The sequence below is a fragment of the Variovorax brevis genome (assembly GCF_030317105.1).
Taxonomy (GTDB): Bacteria; Pseudomonadota; Gammaproteobacteria; order Burkholderiales; family Burkholderiaceae_C; genus Variovorax; species Variovorax brevis.
The window spans coordinates 377878-403427 of record NZ_JASZYG010000003.1; the positions used below are offsets into that span (position 1 = coordinate 377878).

Annotated in this window: 27 protein-coding genes; 17 read left to right on the plus strand and 10 right to left on the minus strand. The window is 65.7% G+C overall.

The annotated features are described in order from the left end of the window. Nucleotides 1–139: 139 nt before the first annotated feature. Both QTI66_RS10540 and QTI66_RS10545 read right to left on the minus strand, forming a co-directional pair. Nucleotides 140–1342 (minus strand): substrate-binding domain-containing protein, encoded by a 1203-nt coding sequence (locus tag QTI66_RS10540; RefSeq protein ID WP_286559455.1) that lies wholly within the window; start codon nucleotides 1340–1342, stop codon nucleotides 140–142. 151 nt (nucleotides 1343–1493) lie between these two features. Further along, nucleotides 1494–3020: a sigma-54 interaction domain-containing protein gene (locus QTI66_RS10545; protein WP_286559456.1), complete on the minus strand. Its 1527-nt coding sequence runs from the start codon at nucleotides 3018–3020 to the stop codon at nucleotides 1494–1496. Nucleotides 3021–3130: 110 nt separating this feature from the next. On the opposite strand from QTI66_RS10545, the gene QTI66_RS10550 reads away from it, so the two are divergent. The 4 genes from QTI66_RS10550 (at nucleotide 3131) to QTI66_RS10565 (ending at nucleotide 9443) form a co-directional block, all read left to right on the plus strand. Continuing rightward, nucleotides 3131–3424 (plus strand): PAAR domain-containing protein, encoded by a 294-nt coding sequence (locus QTI66_RS10550; protein WP_286559457.1) that lies wholly within the window; start codon nucleotides 3131–3133, stop codon nucleotides 3422–3424. Nucleotides 3425–3667: 243 nt separating this feature from the next. Next, a complete protein-coding gene (locus QTI66_RS10555) occupies nucleotides 3668–5113 on the plus strand; it encodes an efflux transporter outer membrane subunit (RefSeq protein WP_286559458.1) in 1446 nt (481 codons plus the stop codon). Continuing rightward, nucleotides 5110–6318: an efflux RND transporter periplasmic adaptor subunit gene (locus QTI66_RS10560; protein WP_286559459.1), complete on the plus strand. Its 1209-nt coding sequence runs from the start codon at nucleotides 5110–5112 to the stop codon at nucleotides 6316–6318. Before QTI66_RS10555 ends, QTI66_RS10560 begins: the two co-directional genes overlap by 4 nt. Nucleotides 6319–6332: 14 nt before the next feature. Further along, a complete protein-coding gene (locus QTI66_RS10565) occupies nucleotides 6333–9443 on the plus strand; it encodes an efflux RND transporter permease subunit (protein ID WP_286559460.1) in 3111 nt (1036 codons plus the stop codon). A gap of 40 nt (nucleotides 9444–9483) precedes the next feature. On the opposite strand, the gene QTI66_RS10570 is transcribed toward QTI66_RS10565, so the two are convergent. The 3 genes from QTI66_RS10570 to QTI66_RS10580 form a co-directional block, all read right to left on the minus strand. After that, nucleotides 9484–10545: a Gfo/Idh/MocA family protein gene (locus QTI66_RS10570; RefSeq protein ID WP_286559461.1), complete on the minus strand. Its 1062-nt coding sequence runs from the start codon at nucleotides 10543–10545 to the stop codon at nucleotides 9484–9486. Nucleotides 10546–10617: 72 nt separating this feature from the next. Further along, complete coding sequence (locus QTI66_RS10575; protein WP_286559462.1) at nucleotides 10618–10830, minus strand: type II toxin-antitoxin system VapB family antitoxin; 213 nt, start codon at nucleotides 10828–10830, stop codon at nucleotides 10618–10620. A gap of 66 nt (nucleotides 10831–10896) precedes the next feature. Next, nucleotides 10897–11361 carry an Lrp/AsnC ligand binding domain-containing protein gene (locus tag QTI66_RS10580; RefSeq protein WP_286559965.1) on the minus strand — a complete coding sequence of 155 codons (465 nt, stop codon included), beginning with the start codon at nucleotides 11359–11361 and terminating at the stop codon, nucleotides 10897–10899. 127 nt (nucleotides 11362–11488) lie between these two features. Here QTI66_RS10580 and QTI66_RS10585 point away from each other — a divergent pair, with 127 nt between their 5' ends. Continuing rightward, the gene (locus QTI66_RS10585; RefSeq protein WP_286559463.1) at nucleotides 11489–12790 is read left to right on the plus strand and encodes a D-amino acid dehydrogenase; all 1302 of its coding nucleotides are present in this window, start codon (nucleotides 11489–11491) and stop codon (nucleotides 12788–12790) included. 104 nt (nucleotides 12791–12894) lie between these two features. Continuing rightward, nucleotides 12895–13257 (plus strand): hypothetical protein, encoded by a 363-nt coding sequence (locus QTI66_RS10590; protein WP_286559464.1) that lies wholly within the window; start codon nucleotides 12895–12897, stop codon nucleotides 13255–13257. Nucleotides 13258–13292: 35 nt separating this feature from the next. Here QTI66_RS10590 and QTI66_RS10595 read toward each other — a convergent pair whose 3' ends face one another. From QTI66_RS10595 to QTI66_RS10605, 3 genes are all read right to left on the minus strand, one after another. Next, the gene (locus QTI66_RS10595) at nucleotides 13293–14810 is read right to left on the minus strand and encodes a tripartite tricarboxylate transporter permease (RefSeq protein ID WP_286559465.1); all 1518 of its coding nucleotides are present in this window, start codon (nucleotides 14808–14810) and stop codon (nucleotides 13293–13295) included. Nucleotide 14811: 1 nt separating this feature from the next. Further along, nucleotides 14812–15375, minus strand: a complete 564-nt coding sequence (locus QTI66_RS10600) for a tripartite tricarboxylate transporter TctB family protein (protein WP_286559466.1) — start codon at nucleotides 15373–15375, stop codon at nucleotides 14812–14814. Between the two features lie 105 nt (nucleotides 15376–15480). Further along, nucleotides 15481–16440, minus strand: a complete 960-nt coding sequence (locus tag QTI66_RS10605) for a Bug family tripartite tricarboxylate transporter substrate binding protein (RefSeq protein WP_286559467.1) — start codon at nucleotides 16438–16440, stop codon at nucleotides 15481–15483. Nucleotides 16441–16552: 112 nt separating this feature from the next. Between QTI66_RS10605 and QTI66_RS10610 the strand changes: the two genes are divergently transcribed. From QTI66_RS10610 to QTI66_RS10660, 11 genes are all read left to right on the plus strand, one after another. Beyond that, complete coding sequence (locus tag QTI66_RS10610) at nucleotides 16553–17233, plus strand: response regulator transcription factor (RefSeq protein WP_286559468.1); 681 nt, start codon at nucleotides 16553–16555, stop codon at nucleotides 17231–17233. Next, nucleotides 17234–18625: a sensor histidine kinase gene (locus QTI66_RS10615; protein ID WP_286559469.1), complete on the plus strand. Its 1392-nt coding sequence runs from the start codon at nucleotides 17234–17236 to the stop codon at nucleotides 18623–18625. An 8-nt stretch (nucleotides 18626–18633) separates the two neighbouring features. Continuing rightward, a complete protein-coding gene (locus QTI66_RS10620) occupies nucleotides 18634–19077 on the plus strand; it encodes an RNA-binding S4 domain-containing protein (protein WP_286559470.1) in 444 nt (147 codons plus the stop codon). 181 nt (nucleotides 19078–19258) lie between these two features. After that, a complete protein-coding gene (locus QTI66_RS10625) occupies nucleotides 19259–20068 on the plus strand; it encodes a PPK2 family polyphosphate kinase (RefSeq protein WP_286559471.1) in 810 nt (269 codons plus the stop codon). A gap of 22 nt (nucleotides 20069–20090) precedes the next feature. Further along, a complete protein-coding gene (locus QTI66_RS10630; RefSeq protein WP_286559472.1) occupies nucleotides 20091–20819 on the plus strand; it encodes a glutathione S-transferase in 729 nt (242 codons plus the stop codon). Nucleotides 20820–20875: 56 nt separating this feature from the next. Beyond that, nucleotides 20876–21262, plus strand: a complete 387-nt coding sequence (locus QTI66_RS10635; RefSeq protein WP_286559473.1) for a VOC family protein — start codon at nucleotides 20876–20878, stop codon at nucleotides 21260–21262. Nucleotides 21263–21287: 25 nt separating this feature from the next. Continuing rightward, a complete protein-coding gene (locus QTI66_RS10640; protein WP_286559474.1) occupies nucleotides 21288–21911 on the plus strand; it encodes a hypothetical protein in 624 nt (207 codons plus the stop codon). Between the two features lie 258 nt (nucleotides 21912–22169). Next, a complete protein-coding gene (locus QTI66_RS10645; protein WP_286559475.1) occupies nucleotides 22170–22697 on the plus strand; it encodes a class IV adenylate cyclase in 528 nt (175 codons plus the stop codon). A 19-nt stretch (nucleotides 22698–22716) separates the two neighbouring features. Continuing rightward, complete coding sequence (locus QTI66_RS10650) at nucleotides 22717–23094, plus strand: hypothetical protein (RefSeq protein WP_286559476.1); 378 nt, start codon at nucleotides 22717–22719, stop codon at nucleotides 23092–23094. Between the two features lie 77 nt (nucleotides 23095–23171). After that, entirely contained in the window at nucleotides 23172–23576 is a 405-nt protein-coding gene (locus tag QTI66_RS10655; RefSeq protein WP_286559477.1) for a DUF6632 domain-containing protein, read from the plus strand. Between the two features lie 58 nt (nucleotides 23577–23634). Further along, nucleotides 23635–24309 (plus strand): hypothetical protein, encoded by a 675-nt coding sequence (locus QTI66_RS10660; RefSeq protein ID WP_286559478.1) that lies wholly within the window; start codon nucleotides 23635–23637, stop codon nucleotides 24307–24309. A gap of 11 nt (nucleotides 24310–24320) precedes the next feature. Here QTI66_RS10660 and QTI66_RS10665 read toward each other — a convergent pair whose 3' ends face one another. Then, entirely contained in the window at nucleotides 24321–24746 is a 426-nt protein-coding gene (locus tag QTI66_RS10665) for an acyl-CoA thioesterase (protein WP_286559966.1), read from the minus strand. A gap of 17 nt (nucleotides 24747–24763) precedes the next feature. Then, on the minus strand, nucleotides 24764–25543 hold the full coding sequence (locus QTI66_RS10670) for an SDR family NAD(P)-dependent oxidoreductase (RefSeq protein WP_286559479.1): 780 nt from the start codon (nucleotides 25541–25543) through the stop codon (nucleotides 24764–24766). Nucleotides 25544–25550 lie beyond the last annotated feature (7 nt).

Here is a 25550-nt window from a genome sequence, read left to right on the forward strand (position 1 = left end):
GTGTCTTCTTCTTGCTCCCTCGCCCCTTCGGGGAGAGGGTTGGGGTGAGGGGCGTGGGCCTCAGATGCGCTACACACCTTCGATACGCCGCGTGCCCCTCACCCTGCCCTCTCCCCGGAGGGGAGAGGGGAAAGCCGGATCAGCGCTTGTTCTTGATCGGAATGTTCATCTCTTCCGGCTTGATCTCATGCACCAGTTCCGGCACGCCCCACGCAAACGCCGGGTCCACCTTGATCTTGAAGTGGTACATCGACTGCATCGCCTGATGGTCTTCCTTGCGGAAGGTCATCTTGCCCTTGGGCGTGTCGAAGCTCATGCCTTCCATCGCGGTGATGAGCTTGTTGGTGTTGACGTCGCCGTTCGTCTTCTTGAGCGCCGTCACCAGCGCCATCGCAGCCGAGAAGCCACCGGCCGTGAAGAAGTCCGGCGGTGCCTTGAACTGCTTGTAGTGCATCGACACCAGCGCCTCGTTCACCGGGTTCTTCGGAATGCCGAAGTAGTAGTAGGTCGCGCCTTCCATGCCCGGGAAGCGCTTGTAGGCCGTCATGGCCGGCAGGATGTTGCCGCCTGTGCCCACGTCGATGCCGAAGCGCTTCTTCAGGTCGGCGTCGGCCAGCGCGTTGAAGGGCGTCGTAGCGCCAGCCCAGACGACGGCGATGACCTTGCGGCCCGGCTTGTCCTTGAGCGCATCGACCATGCGCTGGATGCCGGCGGTGAAGTCGGTCGTGGCCGGTGGCAGGTATTCCTCGTGGACGATTTTCGTCTTCTTCAACGCATCCTTGAACGCCTTCACGCCGTCGCGGCCAAAGGCGTAGTCCTGCGCGAGCATGGCCATCGAGATGTCGCTGGCGTCCGAGGCCACGGCGTTGCTGATCGCATCCTGGCTCGAATTGCGGCCGGTGCGGAAGATGTACTTGTTCCACTTGTCGCCGGTGATCGAGTCGGCCACGGCGGGCTCGACGATCAGGATCTTCTTGTATTCCTCGGCGACCGGCAGCATGGCCAGCGCCACACCCGAACCCGTGGTGCCGATGGCGATGTCGGCCTTGTCGTCCGCATACGCGGCGGCGAGCAGCGACTTGCCCAGGTCCGGCTTGCCTTGGTCGTCCTTTTCGATGAGGACGATCTTCTTGCCGTTGACCATCATGGTGCCGCCGGTGGCGTAGTCCAGGCCCATCATGAGGCCGGTTTGCGTCTGCTTGCCGTAGGCTTCCAGCGGACCGGTTTTGCCGTAGACGTGCGCGACTCGGATCTCATTCGATTGCGCCAGCGCGGGCGCAGTCAGGGCCGATGCGGCAAGGCCGGCAAAGGCGGCGATGGCAACAAGGTGGCGACGATGCATTGATGGGTCTCCTGATATTGGTGACCAAATATTGCACAGTTCGTGCCAGCTGCTACATCGTTGATTTCAGGGGACTTTCCCTAGCTCGTCCTGCCAAAGTGACAAACTTTAAACAACGTGTTCGCCTGATATTCAGACATTTGTCTGTTTTCTATGCAGGGTTTACCAGACGATCGTAAAGCGTTGCCCGGGAGATGCCCAGCATGCGCGACGTGGCGAGCTTGTTGCCGCCCGTGGCGGCCATCGCGGCGGCAATGGCCTGCCTTTCCAGTTCGGCGATCTGTTCGTCCAGCGGCCGCAGCAAGGCGGCCGAGCGCGCCGCTTCATCGACGGCCGTCGCGCTTTCATGCGGCTGCGCCGCAGCGATCTGCTCCACGCCCGACTCGCGCATGATCCGTTCGAGCTGCGCGGCATCGATGCGCTGCGAGTCACTTCGCATCGTCACCTGCTCCAGCACGTTGCGCAGTTCGCGGATGTTGCCGCGCCAGTGCTGCCCGGCCAGGAGCGCCAGCGCGTCGGGTGTGAGTTCGGGCGGCGCCTCGCCGCTGCGCAAGGCCATGTCCTCGCCGAGCACTTCGACCAGCGCCGGGATGTCCGCGCGGCGGTCCCGCAGCGGCGGCACGCGCAGGGGCAGCACGTTGAGCCGGTAATACAGGTCTTCGCGAAAGCGCCCTTCCCTGACCAGCGCCGGCAGGTCGCGCGAGGTGGCGGCAATCAGTCGCGCGTCAAAAGGCACGAGCTTGTTGGAGCCCAGCGGCTCGATCTCGCCTTCCTGCAGCGCGCGCAGCAGCTTGGCCTGCAAGCCGAGTGGCATGTCACCGATTTCATCGAGGAACAACGTGCCGCCATCGGCCAGCTTGAACTTGCCTTCGCGCCCCTTGCGGTCGGCGCCGGTGTACGCGCCGGGCGCGACGCCGAAGAACTCGGCCTCCAGCAGCGTGTCAGGCACTGCCGCGATGTTGACGCTGACGAAGTGTCCGTTGGCCCGCGCCGAGGATGCGTGAATGGCATGCGCCAGCAGTTCCTTGCCGGTGCCCGTCTCGCCCAGCAACAGCACCGGACTCGACGACTGCGCCGCGCGGCGGGCATGGCGCTTCACTTCCACCGCGGCCGGACTGCTGCCGATGAAGCTCGCAAAGGTGTACTTGGAGCGCCGCTGCCCGTCGGCCACGTGGTACAGCGGATTGTTGCGCTGACTCGCCAGTTCGCGCCGCGCGTCGTCCAGGTCGCGCTGCAGCAGCGCGAACTTGTTGATGAGCGGCGCCAGCGTGGTCTGCGGCTGGTCGAAGAGCACGATGCCGATCGCGCCGATCACCTCGCCCAGCACGCTGCCGTCGGCGCCCTCCTCGTGCAGCGGAATGCGGCTGACGACAAAGGTGCCGGCCTTGTTGGTCAGCAGGTCGATGAGGATGGGCTCGCCGGTTTCCAGCACCTGTCGCATCTGCGTGTTGGGGATCACGTCCTCCACCATGTGCCCGATGAATTCGTCCGGCGAGGTGAAGCCCAGCGCCGGCAAAAAGCGCTTGTAGCCTTCGTTCATCCAGACGATGCGCCCGGTGCGGTCGACCAGGAACATGCCCTGGCTGATGCTGGAAAACAACTGGAACATGGAGCGCGCCGCCAGCGACAGGATGCTGTCGGCGTCGAGCGGGAGCGCGGTGGTGGGGGCCTTGGCCATCGGGATTCCAGAAAGAGTTGACGCCGGCAAGCCATGCCGGCAAACGAGCGGCCGAGTTTCACTGATAAGCTCGTTTCGCTCACAGAAAAATATCTTGACAGGGGGCTTGTGTGCAACTCAATCGATTCTTCATCATGGTCGGCGACCCGACCACCGTCGCGGGCGTGGTCATCACCGGCTCGCCCACCAACCTGTGGCAGGGTAAACAGACCGCCTGGGAGGGCGACCAGGTCGAATGCCCCAAGTGCGGCTCCATCGGTGTCATCCAGTGCACCGGTGATCGCCCGGCGCCGAGCACGGACGCAGCCGGCCGCCAGCAGGCACTGAGCCTCGACCTGTGCATCTGCAAATGCACGCCCCCGCCACTGCTCGTGCAAACGCAGACCAGCTACGGCGTGGGCTGATTCCTCCCGCCGGATTCGCGGCGCGGCGCTTCTCCTCGACGTCCCGTAGCTAGCCAAGCGGCACGTCACAACCCTCCTCAAGACAGGGCGTCGGCCGACCTGAATCCAGCGGCCGTCTTGTTATGCTCGCCGCCTTGCGCGACGCATGGCTTTCACTCCAGCGCGTTCGCTCCTGAACCCGGACCGGAGCGCCGACAAGGCGCCCAGTCCCGCAACCTCGCCACGAGCGAAACCCTGGACACCATGAGGAAACGAAGCCTCCACGCGCTTTGCCTTTGCGCCCCATTGCTCATCATGGGCTGCGTGACGCGGCCACCCGAAAAGGTCGCTGACCCCACGCCGACGAATTGGCACGTGCCGCTGCCGCACGAAGGCGCTGTCACGTTGCTGGCCGACTGGTGGCGCCAGCTCGACGATCCGTTGCTGGTGGCGTTGATTGAATCCGCGCAGGCCGAGAGCCCGACCATCGCCAGCGCCGCATCGCGCATCGCCGATGCACGTGCCGCGCGCGTCGCGGCCGGCGCAGCGCTTGCGCCCAACCTGAACGGCAACCTGCAGGCCAGCCGCGGCAACACGCTGGCCGCCGCTGCGCCCAGCCCCAACTCGAGCATCGCGCCCATCACCACCCTGCAGGCCGGCCTGCAATCGAGCTGGGAAATCGACCTGTTCGGCGGGTTGCGCGCCAGCCGCGATTCGGCACAGGCGCAGCTCGACAGCGCCAATGCGCAATGGCACGCGGCGCGGGTCTCGGTCGCGGCCGACACGGCCACCACCTATTTCGACGAACGCGCCTGCCAGCGCGAACTGCTCGTCTCGGAATCCGATGCGCGCTCGCGCAGCGAAACCGCGCGACTGACCGAACTGGCCGCGAAGGCGGGCTTCCAGGCGCCCGCCGATGCGGCACGTGCGGTGGCCAGCGCCTCGGATGCCGCGGCCCGGCTGACCCAGCAGAAAGCGCAATGCACCGTGCTGCGCAAGGCACTGGTGGCACTGACGGGCATGGACGCCGCAGCGCTGGACCAAAAGCTGGACCAGGCCTCGATCAACCCCAGCCTGCCCACCATCAATGCCATCGAGGCGGTGCCGGCGGCGGCGCTGGCGCAGCGGCCCGATGTGTATTCGGCAGAACTCGGCGTGGCCTCTGCCAGCGCGGAAGCCGGCGCCGCACAGGCTCGCCGCTATCCGCGCCTGACGCTGCAGGGCTCCATTGCGGCGCTGCAGTTCCGCATGGGTGCTTTCCGGCAAACCATCGACACCTGGAGCATCGGCCCGCTGGCGCTCGAGATTCCCATCTTCGACGGCGGCACGCGTGCTGCAAACGCCGAAGCAGCCCAGGTGCGCTATGACGAAGCGGTCGTGCAATACCGCAGCACGGTGCGCCAAGCCGTGCGCGAGGTCGAAGTCGCACTGGTCAACCTGCAAAGCACCGACGCGCGCTTTGCCGACGCCGAATCGGCGGTGCGCAACTTCCAGATCTCCTTCAACGCGACGCAGGCGCGCTATGACAGCGGGCTGGCGAGCCTTTTCGAACTGGAAGACGCGCGGCGCACCCTCTTCGTCTCGCAACTGACTTTGGTCGGCCTGCAGCGCAGCCGCGCCGAAGCCTTCGTGACCCTTTACCGCTCGATGGGCGGCGGCTGGCAACGGCCCGACGCCACCGCCCTTTCTTCCGCTTCCACTTCGCCATGAAAAGTATCAAACGCTCCACCCTCCTGATCGTGCTGGCTCTCGCGCTGGTCATCGTGGCGCTCGTCGTGTTCATGTCGCGCCGTCCGGCTGCGGCGCCGGGTGCAGCCGATGCCGCCAAGGCCGCCGCCGGTCCGGCGCCCAAGCCCGCGCTCACGGTGACCGTGGCGAAGCCGGAGACCACCGAACTCATCCTGACGCTGCCGGCCAACGGCAACATCGCGGCCTGGCAGGAAGCCAGCGTCGGTTCGGAATCGAACGGCCTGAAGCTGGCCGAAGTCCGAGTGAACGTGGGCGATGTCGTGCGCAAGGGCCAGGTGCTGGCGACCTTCTCGGGTGAATCCGTGCAGGCCGATGTGGCGCAGGCACGGGCTTCGCTGGTCGAAGCGCAAGCGACCGCTGCAGACGCCGCAGGCAATGCCGCACGCGCCCGCACGCTGCAAACCACCGGCGCGCTGAGCCAGCAACAGATCAACCAGTACCAGACCGCCGAGCAGACCGCAAAGGCACGCGTGGAGGCCGCCAAGGCCGTGCTGGCCGCGCAGGAAGTGCGCGGCCGCAACACGCAGGTGCAGGCGCCCGATGACGGCGTGATCTCCTCGCGCACCGCGACCGTCGGCAGCGTGGTCGGCGCGGGCACGGAACTGTTCAGGCTCATCCGCCAAGGCCGCCTTGAATGGCGCGCCGAAGTCACCGCCACGGAACTGGGTCGCCTGGCCGTCGGCACGCCCGCCACGGTGACCAGCGCCAGCGGCGCGCAGGTGCATGGCAAGGTGCGCAGCATCGCGCCGACCGTCGATTCTCAAACGCGCAACGCATTGGTGTACGTCGACCTGCCGGGTGCCATGAACAGCACCTCGTCCATCAAGTCGGGCATGTTCGCCAACGGTGTGTTCGAGCTGGGGCGCAACAACGCGATCACCGTGCCGCAAGCATCCATCGTGCCGCGCGACGGTTTCAACCACGTGCTCATCCTGCAGCCGGACAACCGCGTGAGCCAGCTCAAGATCGAGACCGGCCGCCGCGTGGGCGATCGTGTCGAAGTCAAGACCGCGCTTCCGGCCGACGCGCAGATCGTCGTGCAGGGCGCGGGCTTCCTGAACGATGGCGACCTCGTGCGCGTGGTCGAGGCGCCGGCCGTTGAATCGACAGCCGGCAAGGCTGCTGCCGCCGCCCCCAAGGCCTCGGCGCCGCAAGCGTCCAACTGACAAGGAGCCGTGCGATGAACGTTTCGGCCTGGTCCATACGCAACCCGATTCCGGCGGTGATGCTGTTCGTGCTGCTCACCTTCGGTGGGTTGCTGTCCTTCAATGCGATGAAGGTGCAGAACTTTCCGGACATCGACCTGCCCACCGTGACGGTGTCCACGTCGCTGCCGGGCGCGGCGCCCTCGCAGTTGGAGAACGACGTCGCGCGCAAGCTCGAGAACTCCATCGCCACCATTCAGGGGCTCAAGCACATCACGACCAAGGTGCAGGACGGCGCGGCCACGCTGATCGTCGAGTTCCGCCTTGAAAAGCCGGTGCAGGAAGCCGTGGACGACACGCGCTCGGCCGTGCAGCGCGTGCGCGCCGACCTGCCGGCCGACGTGCGCGACCCGGTGGTCACGAAGCTCGACTTCGCGGCGCAACCGGTGCTGGCCTTCACCATCGCGTCATCGCGCATGGACGACGAGGCGCTCTCCTGGTACGTCGACAACGACATCACGAAGAAGCTGCTGGCGATTCCGGGCGTCGGCGCCGTGAACCGCGTGGGCGGCGTGACGCGTCAAGTGCACATCGACCTCGACCCCGAGAAGTTGCAGGCGCTGGGCGCCACGGCCGCCGACATCTCGCGCCAGTTGCGCATGATGCAGGTCGAAAGCGCCGGCGGGCGCACCGATCTTGGAGGCAGCGAGCAACCGGTGCGCACCATGGCCACGGTGGAGTCGGCCGACCAGTTGGCCAACATCCAGATTCCGCTCACGGACGGAAGACGCATCCGCCTCGACCAGGTGGCGCGCATCAGCGACACCATCGCCGAGCCGCGCGCCGCGGCGCTTCTCAACGGCAAGCCGGTGGTCGGCTTCGAGGTGGCGCGCAGCCGCGGCGCCAGCGAAGTGGAAGTGGGCCGCGCCATCCAGAAGACGCTGACTGACCTGCGCGTGCAACGGCCCGACATCCAGTTGACCGAAGCCTTCAACTTCGTCGACCCCGCCGAGGAAGAGTACGTGGGTTCGCTGCACTTGCTCTACGAAGGCGCCATCCTTGCGGTGCTGGTGGTGTGGCTGTTCCTGCGCGACTGGCGCGCCACCTTCGTCTCGGCGATTGCGCTGCCGATGTCGGTGATTCCCGCCTTCATCGGCATGTACCTGTTGGGCTTCAGCATCAACGTGATCACGCTGCTGGCGCTGTCGCTGGTGGTCGGCATCCTGGTCGACGACGCGATCGTCGAGGTGGAAAACATCGTGCGCCACTTGCGCATGGGCAAGACGCCGTTCGAGGCGGCGATGGAAGCGGCCGACGAAATCGGGCTGGCCGTGATCGCCACCACCTTCACGCTGATCGCGGTGTTCCTGCCGACGGCGTTCATGAGCGGCATCGCGGGCCGCTTCTTCAAGCAGTTCGGCTGGACGGCTGCGCTGGCGGTGTTCGCATCGCTGGTCGTCGCGCGGATGCTCACGCCGATGATGGCGGCCTACATGCTCAAGCCAATCGTCACGGCCGAGAAGGAACCGGGCTGGCTGCGCTTCTACATGAAGCTGGCGAACTGGTGCGTGCACCATCGACTGGCGACGATGATCCTGGCGACGCTGTTCTTCTTCGGCTCGGTCGCGATGATCCCGTTGCTCAAGACCGGCTTCATTCCGCCGGACGACAACTCGCAGACACAGGTGTACCTGTCGCTTGCGCCAGGTTCGACGCTCGCGCAGACCACGGCCGCGGCCGAGGAAACGCGCCGCCGCGTGATGGCCATTCCGCATGTGAAGAGCGTCTACAGCACCATCGGCGGCGGCAGTGCGGGCGGCGATCCTTTTGCCAACTTCGGCACGCCCGAAACGCGCAAGGCCACGCTCACCATCCAGATCGACCCGCGGGGCGATCGGCCGCGCAAGCAGGTCATCGAGAACCAGATCCGCAAGGCGATGGAAACCATGCCCGGCGTGCGCAGCACCGTGGGCCTGGGTGGCTCCGGCGAGAAGTACATCCTCGTGCTGACCGGCGAAGATCCGCAAGCCCTGACGAGTTCCGCGCGAGCGGTCGAAAAAGACCTGCGCACCATCCCCGGCCTGGGCAACATCACCTCGACGGCCAGCCTGATCCGCCCCGAGATCGCGGTGCGGCCGAACTTTGCACGCGCTGCGGACTTGGGCGTGACCAGCAGCGCGATTGCTGAAACGCTGCGTGTTGCCACGCTGGGCGACTACGACCAGAACCTGCCCAAGCTCAACCTTGCGCAGCGGCAGGTGCCCATCGTGGTGAAGCTGGAAGACTCGGCGCGACAGAATCTCCCGCTGCTCGAACGCCTGACCGTGCCCGGTGCGCGCGGCCCGGTGATGCTCGGACAGGTCGCCACGCTCACAACCGAAGGCGGCCCGGCCGTCATCGACCGCTACGACCGCTCGCGCAACGTCAACTTCGAGATCGAGCTTTCCGGCGTGGGCCTGGGCGACGCCAAGACGGCCGCCATGGACCTGCCCTCGATCAAGAACCTGCCGCCGGGCGTGCGCGTGGCCGAAGTGGGCGATGCTGAAATGATGGGCGAACTCTTCGCGAGCTTTGGCCTGGCGATGCTCACGGGCGTGCTGTGCATCTACATCGTGCTGGTGCTGCTGTTCAAGGACTTCCTGCATCCCATCACGATTCTTTGCGCGCTGCCGCTGGCACTGGGCGGGGCTTTCGTCGGCCTGTTGATCGCGGACAAGGCCTTCTCGATGCCATCGCTCATCGGCCTCATCATGCTGATGGGCGTCGCGACCAAGAACTCGATCCTGCTGGTGGAATACGCCATCGTCGCGCGCCGCGACCACGGCATGACGCGCTGGGAAGCGCTGCGCGATGCATGCCACAAGCGCGCGCGGCCCATCATCATGACGACGCTGGCCATGGGTGCGGGCATGCTGCCGATCGCGATTGGTTTCGGTGTGGCGGACTCCAGCTTCCGCTCGCCGATGGCGGTGGCGGTCATCGGCGGGCTCATCACGTCGACGGTGTTGAGCCTGCTGGTCGTGCCGGCCGTGTTCACCTACATCGACGACATCGAGCATTGGGTCCGTCGCACCATGCGCAAGCTGCGCGGGCAGGCGGCTGATCCGCACATCGACGACGACCTGGTGGAGACGCCGGCCAGTTGAGGCCGTCCGCGGCGGGCGCCTTGCGCGCCCGCTGCATCACTCAGACGACGACGTCGACGGCCTGCTCCGAACGCGCACTTTGCGCGATGGCCTCCAGCGTAGCCGCGTTGTCCAGGCTGGCTTGCGCGGCGCGGTCGATGGCGTCGAAGTCCTTCTCTCGCACCACCTTCGCGAAGGCTTCAGCGGCAAAGCGAAAACCGCTGCCGCTGGGCGAGGCGATCACTTCAAAGGGAACGGTGTTCGCCGTGCCCCGCCGCACGCGCAACTGGCTGGGAAGATAGCCATGCACGTGCCCGCCTGCCGTGTCGCTGGTGTGGTTCAGGTACTCCGTGTCGATGGTGCCTTGCGTGCCCGCGATCGTCATGCGGCGATGGTTGGCGGTGTCCATGGCGCATGAGAGCTGCGCCCGGCGGCCGTCGGCATAGTGCAGCGTGGCCATCATGCTGATGTCCACACCAGAGTCGGCCCAGTTTGCGTCGGCTGTCACGCGTTGCGGCGCGCAGCCCATGACGAGGCGGATCGCGCTCAAGGGGTAGCTGCCGGCGTCCAGCAAAGCGCCACCGCCCAGGTCGGGATTCATGCGGATATTCCCCTGCGCGTTGGCGAGCACGAAGCCGAAACTCGCCTGCACCGAACGCACGTCGCCAATCGCGCCGCCGTGCAGCAGCGCCAGCATGTCGCCGGTCTGCGGCTGGAAGTACCAGGGATAGGCTTCGAGCAGCATGACGCCATGCTGCCTGGCGGCGTCGAACATCGAACGCGCCTGTGCGTGGCTCAGCGCCAGCGGCTTTTCGCACAGCACATGCTTGCCGGCCTCGGCCGCCTTGATCGCCCACTCGGCGTGCAGGCTATTCGGCAGCGGGATGTAGATGATGTCGACGCCCTCGTCGGCGAGCAGCGCTTCGTAACTGCCGTGGTGCCGGCCGATACCCTGCGCGATGGCGAAGGCTTGGGCCGTGTCGGCGTTGCGGCTGGCAACCGCCACCACCTCGACGGCCGGGCTCGGCTTGACGTCGCGGGAGAACTGTTTGGCGATGTTGGCGCAGCCGAGGATGCCGATGCGCAGGGGCTGCGAGCCAGTAAGCGATGTTGGTGTTTTCATCCGTCCAGTGTGCCACCGGACAAGCGCCTTCATGTCGGCCGAGCTGATCGGTATTCGAGCCGAACCGATGGGTCAGCCAAGAGCATCGGGCACGGCCTTGCCTCGACGACGATTGGCCGCCTGAAGATTGGGCGCGCTTCCTCCCAAACGTGCCAGCCGACGCGCGGCCTCCCTTTGCACGAGGGTCTTGATCGCGTGCTGGATCAATGCAGCGTTCTCCTGGATACCGGTGAATGTCCGGGCTTGGGCGAGTAGTTCGTCGTCCAGCGTCACAGTGATTTGCATGGTCCGTTCCCCGGATTTTGATTCGAGCGTTCCGTCATTTGACGCGACATTCAGTGCGGGCGTGCCTCAAACAATCCGTATCGCCAACGTCTCCTTCACCTCCTCCATCACCACATAGCTGTCCGATTGCGCCGCCACCGGCAGCTTCTTGAGAATCGACCCCAGCAGCGTGCGGTATTCGCTCATCGCGCGCAGGCGGGCCTTGATGAGGTAGTCGAAGCGGCCGGACACGAGGTGGCATTCCTGCACTTCCGGCACGAGCAGCATCTCGTCGCGCACCTGGTCGAACACGTCGTCTGACTTGGACGCCAGCGTGATCTCGACGAAGACCAATATCGTCCGGCCGACCGCCGCGGGGTTCACGCGGGCGTAATAACCGGTGATGACGCCTTCACGCTCCAGGCGCTTGACGCGCTCCGAACAGGGAGACATCGACAGGCCGATCTGCTCCGCCAGTTCGGTGTTCGATATGCGGCCTTGACGCTGCAGGATGTCGAGGATCTTGTGGTCGATCCGGTCGAGTTCGATCATTTGCTGGCTCCGGGCCGCTGGTCGGCCGTTGGCAGTTGAAATCACCGCCTCGGCCTTCATTTTCAGTGAAATTTCCCGAATCCGATGCAATAAATTCTCTGAATCACCTGACCAACTCGGTACGACCATGAAAGTCATTGTTCTCGGCGGCGGCGTCATCGGCACGACGACGGCTTACTACCTGGCGCGCTCTGGCGCAGAGGTCACCCTGCTCGACCGGCAGGACGGCGCCGGTCAGGAAACCAGCTTTGGCAACGCCGGCCAAGTCTCGCCCGGCTATTCGACGCCCTGGGCCGCACCCGGCATTCCGCTGAAGGCGATGAAGTGGATGCTGCAAAAGCACGCACCGCTGTCGATCCGCCCCGATGGCAGCCTGTTCCAGCTGCGCTGGATGGCCGCGATGCTGCGCAACTGCTCGCCCGAGCGCTACGCCATCAACAAGGAACGCATGATGCGCGTGGCCGAGTACAGCCGCACCTGCCTGCAACAGTTGCGTGCCGACACCGGCATCGAATACGAACAGCGCACCGGCGGCACGTTGCAGCTCTTTCGTACGCAAGCCCAGCTCGACGCGGTGGCGCGCGACATCGCGGTGCTCGAAGAGTGCAACGTTCCCTATGAACTGCTGACGCGCGACCAGCTCGCCAGCGTCGAACCCGCCTTGGCGCAGGCGCGTGACCGGCTGGCCGGCGGCCTTCGCCTGCCCAACGACGAAACCGGCGATTGCCATGTGTTCACCCAGTCGCTGGCGCGGCTGGCCAAGGACATGGGCGTGGATTTCCGTTTCGGCCAATCGGTGGATGAACTGCTCACCGATGGCGGCCGCATCACCGGCGTTCGCGTGGGCCACGAAATCCTCAAGGCCGACCGCTACGTGCTCGCTTTCGGCAGCTATTCGCGCCAGGCACTGGCAGCGTTGGGGCTGGACATTCCGGTGTATCCCGTCAAGGGCTATTCGCTGACGGTGCCGCTGGTCGATGCATCGCTCGCACCGCGCTCCACCGTTCTCGACGAAACCTACAAGATTGCTGTCACGCGCTTCGAAAACCGCATCCGCGTCGGTGGCATGGCGGAACTTGGCGGCTTCGACTTGCGCCTCAATCCGCGCCGTCGCGAAACGCTCGAACTCGTGGTGCAAGATCTCTTCCCCGGCGGCGACGTGTCGCGCGCCACCTTCTGGACCGGTCTGCGCCCCATGACGCCCGACAGCACGCCCATCGTCGGCGCGACGCCGTTCTCGAACCTGTTCCTCAACACCGGCCACGGCACGCTCGGCTGGACGATGGCCTGCGGCTCGGGCAAGCTGGTCGCCGACCTGATGACCGGGCAGCGACCCGAGATCAGAACGGAAGGTCTGGCGATGAGCCGCTATGCGCGCGAGGTGCAACCGCGCCTGCGCCAGCGCCCTGCGATCGCCGTTCACTCCTGAATCGTTGGCGCGAAGCGTCCTTGTCGGCCTTCGCCGATACCCAAGGCTGGCGGAGTTCCGTACCCTCGGGCGACGCCCCTACGGTGGGGCGACTGGAGGACGCGATGACGCGAACAAACTTCGCTACGGCAGCCGTCGGAGCATGGCTTGCGGTCGCGGCGGTACTGCCTGTGTCCGCCCAGAACCTCGGCGCCGCGCAAAAGCGCTACGAAGACCAACTGGCCTACTGCAACAGCGGCCGGCTTCCCGACCCCGAGCGCAACGCCTGCGTGCGTGACGCGGGCATCGACCTCGACCGCGCCCGGGGCGGCCCGCCGCGCAATTCGATGGGCACCACGCAGGACGGCCGCGCCACCATCATCGGCCCTGCGGGATTGCCGCAGCCCTCCGGTGGCACAGAAGAGATCACCTCGCGCGACGGCCGCGCGACCATCGTGTTGCCGGCAGATCAGGTGCCCCGCAACTAGTCTGCAGAACCCTCAACCAGCCGCGTCGCAACAGATCAGCCCGCAGCGGCCGCAGCCAACTTGCGCTCGCTCATGCGCTTGGCAATGCGCGGCAAGATCAGCACAGCCAGGATGACGACGATCAGCAGGATCGACATCGGCCGCTGGAAGAACACCACCGCACTGCCCTCGCCGATCGACATGGCGTTGCGCAACTGCGCTTCCGCCAGCGGGCCCAGGATCATGCCGACCACCACCGGCGCGGTCGGAAAATCGAAGCGCCGCATCAGCACGCCCAGCACACCGATGGCGTACAAAAGGAACAGGTCGAACGCGCTCTGGCGCATGCCATAGGCACCCACCGTCGCGAAGATCAGGATGCCCGCGTAGAGCTGCGGCTTCGGAATCTTCAGCAGCTTGACCCACAGGCCCACCAGCGGCAGGTTCAGCACCAGCAGCATCACGTTGCCAATGTACAGCGACGCGATCAGCGCCCACACCAACGCCGCCGAGGTCGTGAACAGTTGCGGCCCTGGCTGGATGCCGTAGTTCTGGAACGCGCCCAGCAAGATGGCCGTCGTGTTCGAGGTCGGAATGCCGAGCGTGAGCAGCGGAATCAGCGCAGCAGTCACCGTTGCGTTGTTGGCAGCCTCCGGGCCAGCCACGCCTTCGATGGCGCCGGTGGTGCCGAATTCCTTCTTCGCATCCGCGTCCTTGGCGAGCTTCTTCTCCGTCGCGTAGCTCAGGAAGGTCGGGATCTCGGTGCCGCCGGCCGGAATGCAGCCAAAGGGCGTGCCGATGGCCGTGCCGCGGAGCCATGCGGGAATCGACCGCTTCCAGTCACGCGCACTCATGTGCACGCGGCTCAGCTTGTTCTGGCCCTCGACCACCCTGCCTTCGTAGAGCACCGCATAAAGAACTTCCGCGACCGCAAACAAGCCCACGGCCACCAGCACGATCTCGATGCCATCCAGCAGTTCGGGAATGCCGCCGGTGTAGCGTCCTTGCCCCGAGATCTGGTCGAGCCCGACGCAGCCCGCGGCGAGCCCCACGAACAGGGCTGTCATGCCGCGCAGCGTGCTCTTGCCCAAAACCGCGCTCACCGTGGTGAAGGCCAGCATCATCAGCAGGAAGTATTCGGGCGGCCCGAGCTTGACCGCGAACTCGGCCACGAAGGGCGCAAACAAGGTAACGATGACGGTGGCGATCGTGCCGGCCACGAAGGAGCCGATGGCCGCCGTCGCCAGCGCCGCCCCGGCCCGACCGCTCTTGGCCATCTTGTTGCCCTCCATGGCCGTGACCATGCTGGCCGTTTCGCCGGGCGTGTTCAGCAGGATCGACGTGGTCGAGCCGCCGTACATCGCGCCGTAGTAGATGCCCGAGAAGAAGATCATCGAGGCAGTGACTTCGACCTTGGCGGTGATCGGCAGCAGCATCGCCACCGCCACGGCCGGGCCAATGCCCGGCAACACGCCGACGGCGGTGCCGAGCGCACAACCGACCAGGCACCAGAGCAGATTCGCAGGGGTGATCGCCAGCGCGAACCCGTGCATCAAAGCATTCAGGATATCCATGTCAGAGCCACCCAGTCTGTGTGAGGCCTGGCAAGTTGATCGCCAGGAACTTGGTGAAGGCCCAGTACACCGGCGCCGAGATCAGCAGGCCCGTGAAGAGGTCGATGATCCACGCACGCGGACTGTTCGCCGCCGCCTGCCCGTTCGCGCGGCGCAGGCCCTGAACGGCCAGCACGTAGCTCAGCGTGCAGCTCAGGATGAAGCCCAGCGTGGTGATCAACGCGGCGTTGAGCAACAGGCCCGCCGAGACCCAGACGAAGCCAGGCCAGTACGCCCGCTCGTCACCCGATGGCTCGTCCAGTTCGCGAAAGCCACCGGTGCGCGCCTCCCAGATGATCCACGCGCCGCACAGCGTCAGCATGATCGACACCAGCCACGGCAGGAAGTTGGGCCCGACGCCGCCATAGCCCGCCTCGGACGAAATGCTGATTGCGCCAAAGGCCAGCGCGAGCCCGGTGAGCAGCACGCCGGCACCGACCAGCGTCTGCGCGCGCACGGCGGCCGGGCTGGCGGGACCGTGTGGCTCGTGCACCAAAGCGGCCACTAAGGGATCAACAGGTTGCATGGGTGCCTCGTGCTTTCTCGTGTGTTGTTGTCACCGGATGGCGGACGGCGGATGGAAAAAGAGCACGTCCCTCGACGTGCTCCGCGACGCGGAAACCCGCCGCGTTCAGACCATGCCGGACTTGGCCATGATCGCGCGCAGGCTTGCGAAGTCGTCGTCGACGAACTTGGCAAACGCGTCGCCGGACATGACCGCTGGCGTCCAGTCGTTCTTCTTGAGCGACTCGGCCCACGAAGGCGTCTTGAGCGCCGCCAGCACCATGTCGGTCAGTGCCTTGCGCTGTTCCGGCGTGATGCCGGGCGCGCCGTACACGCCGCGCCAGTTGCCGATCTCGACGTCGATGCCCTGCTCCTTGAGCGTCGGCACGTTGATGCCGGGCAGGCGCTGCGCCGAGGTGACGGCGATGGCCTTCATCTTGCCGTCGGCGATGTAGGGAGCGAATTCGCTGTAGCCGCTGCCGCCCACCGTGACGTTGCCGCCCAGGATGGCCGCCGTGGCCTCGCCGCCGCCGCGGAAGGCGACGTAGTTGATCTTTGAAGGATCAGCGCCCACCTTCTGCGCGATCATGGCCGCGGCGATGTGCTCGGTCGAGCCGCGCGAACCGCCGCCCCACTTCACGCTGCCCGGGTCCTTCTTGAGCTGCGCGACCACGTCAGCCATGGTCTTGAGCGGTGAATTGGCCGGCAGCACGAACACGTTGTATTCGGTGGTCAGGCGCGCCAGCGGCGTGGCCTGCTCAAGCTTGACCGGCGGCTTGCCGGTGATGATGCCGCCGAGCATCACGGAGCCCATCACCATCAACGCGTTGGGGTCGGCCTTGGAGCCGTTCACGAACTGGGCCAGGCCCAGTGCACCGGCGGCGCCGCCCTTGTTCTCGTAGGTGACGGTGTCAGCCAGCTTGGCGTCCGACAGGGCCTTGCCCAAGGCACGGCCGGTGGTGTCCCAGCCGCCGCCGGGGTTCGCCGGGATCATCATCTTGACGTTGGCGGCGGCCCAGGCCGACATCGGAAGTGCTCCGGTCGCGGCCAGCGCAGCCAGGGACTTCAAAAAGGTATCACGACGCATGTTGTCTCCAGACCTGAAAGAAAATTGGAAGGAACGTGGCTATCATGCGCCGCCCTCCTGTCAATTGGCTGTCCGGGAGGTTGGGGAAAACACCGAAAATCCATCCCCATCCATGAAGCTGCTGCTTGTAGAAGACGATCCCACGATGCAGGCCACCCTGCAGCGCACGCTCGGGCGCCGCATGATCGACGTGCGCGTGTGCGGCGATGGCGCGCTGGCCGTCGAGCAATGGCGCGCGCTGGAGCCCGACGTGGTGGCGCTCGACCTTAGCCTTCCCAACCTCGACGGACTGCAGGTGCTGGCGCAGGCGCGGGCTGCAGGCTTGGCAACGCCCGTGCTGCTGCTCACCGCGCGGGGCACGGTAGGTGACCGCATCGTGGGCCTGAATGCCGGCGCCGATGACTATTTGCCCAAGCCCTTCGACCTGGACGAACTGGAAGCACGCATCCGTGCCTTGCGACGGCGTCATCAGAAGTCCGACGCCGATGCACCCGTGAACCCACCAGCCGTCGGCAGCCTGCACTGCGACCTGGCCAGCGGCGCCATCTACAACCGGGGCGAGGTGCTCGACCTGACGCCGCGCGAATCCGCACTGCTGCGTGCGCTCATGCTCAAGCCCGGCCACGCCGTGACGAAGGAGCGTCTGTTCGAACTCGTCTTCCCGGGCGAGACGAACGTGCAATACGAAGCCGTCGAAGTGGTGGTGTACCGGTTGCGCAAGAAGCTCGCCGGCACCGGCGCGGCGTTGATGACCTTGCGCGGCCTGGGCTACTTGTTGCGGGAAGAAACATAGATGGCGACGCGCAATGCGTCCTTGCGCCGGACCCTGCTCATCGGCATCCTCGTGCCCATCGCGCTCTTCATCGTGGTCAACAGTGCCAGCCTGTATCGCCAGAGCCTGGTGGCCGCCACCACGGCCTATGACCGCACGCTGCTCGCCTCGGCCAAGACCATTGGCGAGGAACTGGCGGTGGTGGGCTACGACGACAACGCCGTGTTGCGGGCCACCGTGCCTTACTCCGCCCTCGAAGCCTTCGAAGCCGACAACCAGAGCCGCATGTACTACCGCGTGTCGACGCTGGATGGCAGGCTTGTCTCGGGCTTTGACGATCTGCCTTCGTGGCATGGGCAGATTCCCCCGCGTCCGGCGTATGCGGCGTTGGTCGATTTCTACGATGGCGAGTTTCGCGATCGGCCGGTGCGCGTCGCCGTGATGCTTCAGCCCGTGGCGAGCCAGAACGGTCGCGGCATGGCGGTCATTCAGGTGGCCGAGACGCTGGAGCTTCGCGAAACGCTCGCGCGCAAGCTGCTGCTGGACATGCTCTGGCGCCAGTTGCTGCTGATGGCGGTGGTCGCGCTGGTGACCGTGTACGTGGTGCAGCGTGCCACGCGGCCGGTGCGTGCACTGGGCCAGGCCATCGAGGCCCGGGCACCGGATGATCTGTCCCCCATCGACGCCACCGATGCACCGCGCGAATTGCGTCCGTTGGTCGATGCCACCACGGCCGTGATGGGCCGCCTGCAAGGCTTGCTCGACAACCAGAAGCGCTTCGTGCGCGACAGCGCGCATCAGTTGCGCACGCCGCTCGCGGTGCTCAAGGCGCAGGTGCAGTCGGCGCGGCGTGGCGACGTGCCGGCCACGCAGGCCTTCGACGAAATCAACCAGACGGTGGACCGGGCAACGGCGCTGGCCAACCAGATGCTCTCGCTCGCCAAGGTCGAGCAACTGCGCCAGCAGCCCGAATCCGCCACGCTGGATTTCGGGCAGATCGTGCGCGGTGTCGCACTGGACCTGTCGCCGCTCATCGCCGACAAGGACCTGGACTTCGGCATCGACACGCAGGCCACGCCGGTGCACGCGCACCAGTGGATGCTGGGCGAGTTGACGCGCAACCTGCTGCACAACGCCATCAAGCACAGCCCGCGTGGCGGCGCGTTGTCCGTCGATGTGCGCGCCGAGGATGACATGGCTGTGCTGACGGTGCGCGATGAAGGCCCCGGCATTCCGGAGGAACTTCGGCAGCGCCTTTTTGCACCCTTCGCCGCCGGCGATGTCGCCAAGGGATCGGGGCTGGGGCTCGCCATCTGCAAGGAAATCGTGATGGCGCTCGGCGGCAAGCTGACGCTTGAAAACCGCGCCCGCGGTGGGCTCGATGCCCGGGCCTGCCTTCCACTGGAACAATAGCGCCTCATATGGACAGATTGCGCATCGACAAGTGGCTGTGGGCCGCACGCTTTTACAAGACGCGCTCGCTCGCGGCCGACGAGATCGGCAAGCACCGCATCCAGGTCAATGGCGACGTGGCCAAGGCCTCGCGCGAAGTCAAGCCGGGTGACACCGTGACCTTGCGCCAGGGACCGGTGACGCGCACGGTGCTCGTGCGCGGGCTGAGCGGCCAGCGGGGCCCGGCGCCCGTCGCGCAGCAGCTTTACGAGGAAACACCCGAGAGCCTGGCGGCGCAGGCCGAGGCGCGGGAGCAGCGGCGCATGGGCAGCGAACCCGCGCTGGCCATCGAGCAGGGCCGCCCGACCAAGCGCCAACGCCGGCAACTCGACGACGCAAGGGGCGGTGGTTGGGGCGATCGGTGGAGTGCGAGTGTGGATGACGCAACGGGCAAGGACAACGACGAGCGTTGACTGGAACTCCCTCCCCCGCCGGGGGAGGGCCGGGGTGGGGGCATCGGCGGTGGATCCAGGACATGCCGTATGCCCCCATCTCGACCTTCCCCCGGGAGGGGAAGGAGATAACAGGCGGCTTGCCCGAACGTGCGACACGCCCTAGTCTCGACATTCCAACCGAACAACAAGGGCGCCCCGCATGGCCAGTTTCAAACCGTATCGCGTCGATGGCGGCAAGTTCAAGCTTTCGAAGATCGACCCTTCCGACACGCCCTTCGCCGAGGGCAGCAACGAAGAACAACGCGCATTGCTCGACGAACTGGCGCAGGAACTCGACCAGCTGCAAAACCGCCTGCACGCCGAAGGCCGCCGCAAGGTGCTGCTGGTGCTGCAGGGCATGGACACCAGCGGCAAGGACGGCACCATTCGCTGGGTGTTTTCGCGCACCTCGCCGCTGGGCGTGCGCGTCACGGCCTTCAAGGCGCCGAACGACACGGAGAAGGCACACGACTACCTCTGGCGCTGCCACGCCGTCGTGCCCAGTGCAGGCCAGTTGATGGTGTGGAACCGCAGCCACTACGAAGACGTGCTGGTGCCCGCGGTCGAAGGCTGGATCGACAAGAAGCAGGTCGAGCAGCGCTACGCGCACATCAACGACTTCGAACGCCTGCTCACCGAAACCGGCACGGTGGTCGTCAAGTGCATGCTGCACATCAGCAAGGAAGAGCAGCGCATGCGCCTGCAGGAGCGCATCGACACGCCCGGCAAGCAGTGGAAGTTCGAGCGGGGCGACCTGGAGGTGCGCAAGAAGTGGGACGCGTACCAGCGCGCCTACGAAAAGGCCCTGGGTGCGACCTCGACGGACCATGCGCCCTGGTATGTGATTCCGGCCGACAGCAAGACGCATCGCAACCTGATGATCGCGCGGCTCCTGCTCAAGAAGTTGTCGGAGATGAAGTTGACCTTGCCGCCCGCCGACCCGGCGATCAAGGGCTTGAAAGTCGAATAGCATTTATTGCTCGAGGTTGAACTTGGCATACGAACTGCATTACTGGCCCACCATCCAGGGCCGCGGCGAATTTGTGCGGCTGGCGCTGGAAGCCGCCGGCGCGCCCTATATCGACGTGGCACGCCAACCGCCCTCCAAGGGTGGCGGCGAGGCCGAGTTGAGCCGCCGCCTGCACGACCCGCGCAATCCACGGGCTTCGTTCGCGCCTCCCTTCCTGGTCGATGGCGACGTGGTCATCGGCCAGACCGCCTGCATCCTGTTGTACCTGGGGTCGAGGCTGGGATTGGCGGGCGTGAACGAGCGCGACGCGCTCTGGGCACATCAACTGCAGCTCACCATTGCCGACGCCGTGGCCGAGGCGCACGACACGCACCATCCGGTCTCGGTGTCGAACTACTACGATGAACAGCGCGATGCGGCGCTCGCGAAGTCCGCGGCATTCCGGCGCGAGCGCATTCCGAAGTTCCTCCAGTGGTTTGAACGCGTGCTGCAACGCAACCCCGCAGGCGACGTGCATCTGGTGGGCGAGCGCTTGACCTATGCCGACTTGTCGCTGTTCCAGCTGATCGAAGGGCTGCGCTACGCCTTCCCCAAGGCCACGGCGCACGCCATGTCGCGCACGCCCGCGGTGGCCAAGTTGCATGGCAACGTGGGGCGCTTGCAGCGCATCCACGACTACCTGCACAGCCCGCGGCGCATTGCGTTCAACGAGGACGGAATCTTCAGGCGGTATCCGGAACTGGACGAGTGAGCTGGTTGCGTTGAATTGGCCTTGATCTGCGCCAAGCCGCTCACTACGATCGCAGCATGATCGACCACATCGGCATTTCAGTCAGCGACTACGGCAAGAGCAAGGCTTTCTACGTCAAGGCGCTTGCGGCCATTGGCTATGAACTGCTGATGGAGATTCCCGCTTCGGTGACGGGCCGTACCGACGTCGCAGGTTTTGGCGTGGCTCCCAAGCCCGACTTCTGGGTCGCCGGCGGACAGGCCAACGTGCCACCCGTTCATGTTGCCTTTCGCGTGGACACGCGTGCGGCGGTCGACGCCTTCTACGCGGCCGCCATCTCGGCGGGCGGCACGGACAACGGCGGGCCCGGCTTGCGTGCGCACTATCACCCGGACTACTACGGCGCGTTTGTGCGGGACCCGGATGGCCACAACATCGAGGCGGTGTGTCATCACGCTCCATGAGCGGCACACCAAGTCTCGATCCGGCATGAAGCTTCGCGCGCTGCACCGATCGACAGTCGTCGTCGTTGCCGTGTTTGTGCTGTTGCATCTCGCCAATCACTTGGCCGCGTTGGGCGGCGTTGCGAAGCACATGGCGTTCATGGACGCTGCGCGCACCATCTACCGGCAGCCGGTGGTCGAAGTCCTTTTGCTCCTGTGTGTCGCGGTTCAGGTTTGCAGCGGGCTTTGGCTGCTGCTTCAAGGGTGGCGGCGCAGGCGGGGTGCGGTGGCCTGGCTGCAGGCGTTGTCAGGGGCGGCCGTGGCGGGCTTCCTGCTCATTCACGTGAGCGCGGTGCTGTATGCGCGCACGATACTCGACCTGGACACGACCTTCTACTTCGGCGCGGCGGGGTTTCATGTTCCGCCATTCCTGTTTTTCTTCGCGCCCTATTACTTCATCGCCATCGTCGCGCTGTTCACGCATGTGGGGTGCGCTGCGTATCGGCGCCTTTCAAGCGTGTCGCCGCGCGTTCGCGTGCTGACGATTGCGCTGCCCGTGGTGGTGGGCGCCGCGTTGTCGCTGGTGATCGTGCTCATCCTCGCGGGGGCCATCGTGCCGGTGGAGGTTCCTGCGAAGTACAAGGCGACCTACGCGGGCATGGTTGGCTAGGGTTTTGCACGCGCAACGTGCTCGCCTTGGCGAGCCGGCGTCCGGCGCGTACACCAACCTGAGCCGCGTGCGCGATCTCCTGGTGGACGACAAGGTCACGTCACGATCCATTGAGCGGTCGCCGCGCCCGCAATTCGCGCACAACGAACTTCAACCGGGCGGGCACAATGAGTGCAGACATCCAGGACTCCGCTCATGCACTTGTTCGAAACCTGCGACGCCCTCAAGTCGCCAGTCGCCTGCTGAAGCCAGCGTCAAATGGCCCGCAACATCGAGATCAAGGCCCGCGTCGAAGACTTGCGCGCACTTGAGGCCAAAGCCGCCAGCCTTGGCGCCGAAGGCCCCATCCACATCGCGCAAGACGACACCTTCTTTCATTGCGACACCGGCCGCTTGAAGCTGCGCGCGTTCTCGGCCGACAAGGGCGAACTGATCTTCTATCGCCGTGCCGATCAGCCAGGGCCCAAGGAGTCCTTCTACATTCGCACGCCGACGGCCGACCCGGCAGGACTGCGGGAATGCCTGAGCCTCGCCCATGGCCAGTCTGGCCGCGTGGTGAAGCAGCGCACGCTCTACCTTGTCGGCAGGACACGCGTGCATCTGGATGACGTCCAGGGCCTGGGGTCATTCATCGAACTCGAAGTCGTGCTGCAAGACAATGAATCGATCGATGCGGGCATCGCGGAAGCGCACGCGCTCATGACGAAACTCGGCGTGGAACCGACCCAGTTGGTTGAAACCGCCTACGTCGACCTGTTGCGAACGCAAGCGTCGGCCATGAACTGAACAAGCAGGACCATCACGCATGAACCCCACACCGCCAGCCACCCGCTTGTTGCGCGGTGCAGTCATGACGCTTGCCTTCGTCGGCATCGCGACGGCCGCAGAACCTGAAGGATGGACCGTGATCGGTCATCAAGGCCTGGTGCAGGCCGTGCTGGTCCCCTCCGCACAGGCGAGCCAGCAGGACGCCTACGAGCGCCAGATCGCACGGCTGTGCGAGCCGGAGCGCACCTGCTTCATCAACTTCTATACCAACTCCACGGCCGCACCGCTGGTGATGCCGCTGCCCGACGCCATCGCGAACGAAGCCACCGCCATCTATCGCTTTTCAGCCAAGAATGGTGTGAAGGCGTTCAACTGGAGTTGCCGCCTGAAGGTGCAGGGCCAGGAGTGCTTCTGACCCACCCCTGGTGTCCCGAAGTTGGGTGACGAAAGCGCAAAATGCGCGTTCGTCCGTGTCGAAAAGGAGTCCGCCAAATGACTTCGATGGATCGCCTGGGCTTTCTGCGTGTCGCCCTCGTCGTGACCGGGCTGACCTGCCTGGCCCTCTACCCGCTCATGGTCGTCTGGCCGTCCGGTTGGGCCTGGCATGCCGGCCATTCAGACTATCCGCTGATGATCGCCGGCATCTACGCCACCCTCGGCGTGTTTCTCTTGCGCGCCGTGCGCGATCCGCTTGCCCACCTCAGCCTGATCTGGTTCACGGTGTGGTCAAGCATCGTGCATGGCGGCATCATGGCCGTGCAGGCGCTGACGCAGCCGGGCCAGATGGGGCATCTGGTGGGCGACGTACCTGCGCTGTTCATCGCCGCGCTCGCGCTTGCCGTCCTGACGCCGCGCGGCGTGGACACGGCTTTCGTGAATCGGCACGCGAAGGTCTGAAAACGGCTCATGCCGTTCGCGTTCCACTTCACCCGTCTTCCCGATCGAAAGGCCTTGCATGCACTACGTCGGCAACAACCACGTCGCATTCGACACGCAGTCGCTGGGCTTTCCCAGCATCCAGAGCTGCCAGGCGGTCTGCTTCCAGGTGACGGGCGGTCTCTACGGATTCCACGACTACAAGGGATCGGGAGGCGCGCAGGTCGACGCCGCCAAGGCGCGCGCCTTTGCCGGATGGGCCAGCACGAACGGCTCTGCCGGCATCGCCAACGGCATTGCGCTGTACGGCGTCATCAACCAGGAACACCAGTACACGCACGACCAGGCCGGTGCGCAGGACTGGAAGACGATGCTGCTGGGCGTGGCGCAGGAATTGCGCTTCGACGGCCCGGTCTACGGGGTCCGCATCACGTCGCACGTGGGCGCGAGCGATTCGCTCTACGTGCGCTTCGACATCGCCGGAAACGACGTGCGCATCTCGTACAAGCGATGGAGCAAGATGGAAAAGAACACCAAAGCCACGGCGTTGAATCCGGACCACCAGGCGCTCGTGCGGCCCGCCAAGTCCGGCGAAGTGGACGCCAAGCTGATCACCGCCACCGATCGGCCCTACACCACCACGTCGCTGAAGGACTATGAGTTCGAGGACGTCTTTCCGGTGCGTCGCAAGGAGCCCGGCAAGGCGGAGAACCTCAATATCGTGGCGTCAAAGAAGATCGAGCAGTTTCGTTGAGCACGCCAGTCTCATGAATTGGGGACCTTGGGCGCTGCGATGGCGCTTCGCAGATCGTCGGGCACCTCGATCGCCCGATGGCTCTCCAGCGACGTCGTCACCAGCACCTGCCGCATCTTCATGCGCAACTCGCCATCGGCGCCCGTGCAGCGCAGCACCAGCGTGAGCGAAGTGCCTCCAAGGCGCTCCACTTCCAGCGACAGCGCCACCCGGTCGCCCATCTTGCTCACGGCCTTGAACTCCGCTTCGAGCCGCACCGTCGGCAAGCCCACGCGGCGATCGACGATCAGCTTGCGATAGCCGATGCACAGGCCTTCCTCGACCCAGTCCTCGATGAGGCCGTTGAACATCACGAAGTACTGGGGATAGAAAACGATCCCCGCCGGATCGCAGTCCGAAAAGCGGATGAGCCGCTCGCGCACGAAGGGTGCGCTCATCGTCGGATTCGGATCGCTCACATCACTTCTCCGCCGGACACCGAGATCGACTGGCCGTTGACCGACGCTGCGGCCGCGCCGCACAACCAGCGCACGGCGTCCGCGACTTCGGCCGGCTGCACGATGCGCTGCTGCGGGTTGCCCGCGGAGAACTCGGCCATCGCTTCGTCCGCAGTGCGACCGGTCTTGGCGACCACGTTGGCGATGCTGTCGCGCAGGATGTCCGTCTCGGTGTAGCCGGGGCACACCGCGTTCACCGTGACGCCCTTGCGCGCCACCTCGAGCGCAAGCGAGCGCGTGAGGCCGATCACGCCGTGCTTGGCCGCCGTGTACGCGCTGACGTAGGGGTAGCCCTTCTGCCCCGCCGTGCTCGCAATGTTGACGATGCGGCCCCAACCGGCTTGCAGCATGTCGGGCAATGCCGCCTGCGCGCACAGGAAGGTGCCCGTGAGGTTGACGCCCAGCATCTGTTGCCACAGCTCGTGCGAGGTCTTGAGAAATGGCGCGCTGCCGGCCTGCCCCGCGTTGTTGACGAGGATGGCGATGGGCCCCAGCGCCGCGCGTGCCTGCGCGAAAGCCTCGGCCACGGAGGCCGCATCGGCCACGTCCGCCACGACGACAGTGTGTCCGCTGCCCGGCAGTTCGTCCGCCAGGCGCTGCAGGCTTTCGCGCTGGCGGCCCAGCAGGCTGAGCCTGGCGCCTTCGGCCGCAAGCGTGCGCGCGATCTCCGCGCCGATGCCTCGTGCGGCGCCGGTGATGAGTGCGTGCCGGTTCTGAAGTGAAGTGGATGAAGCCATGAAAAAA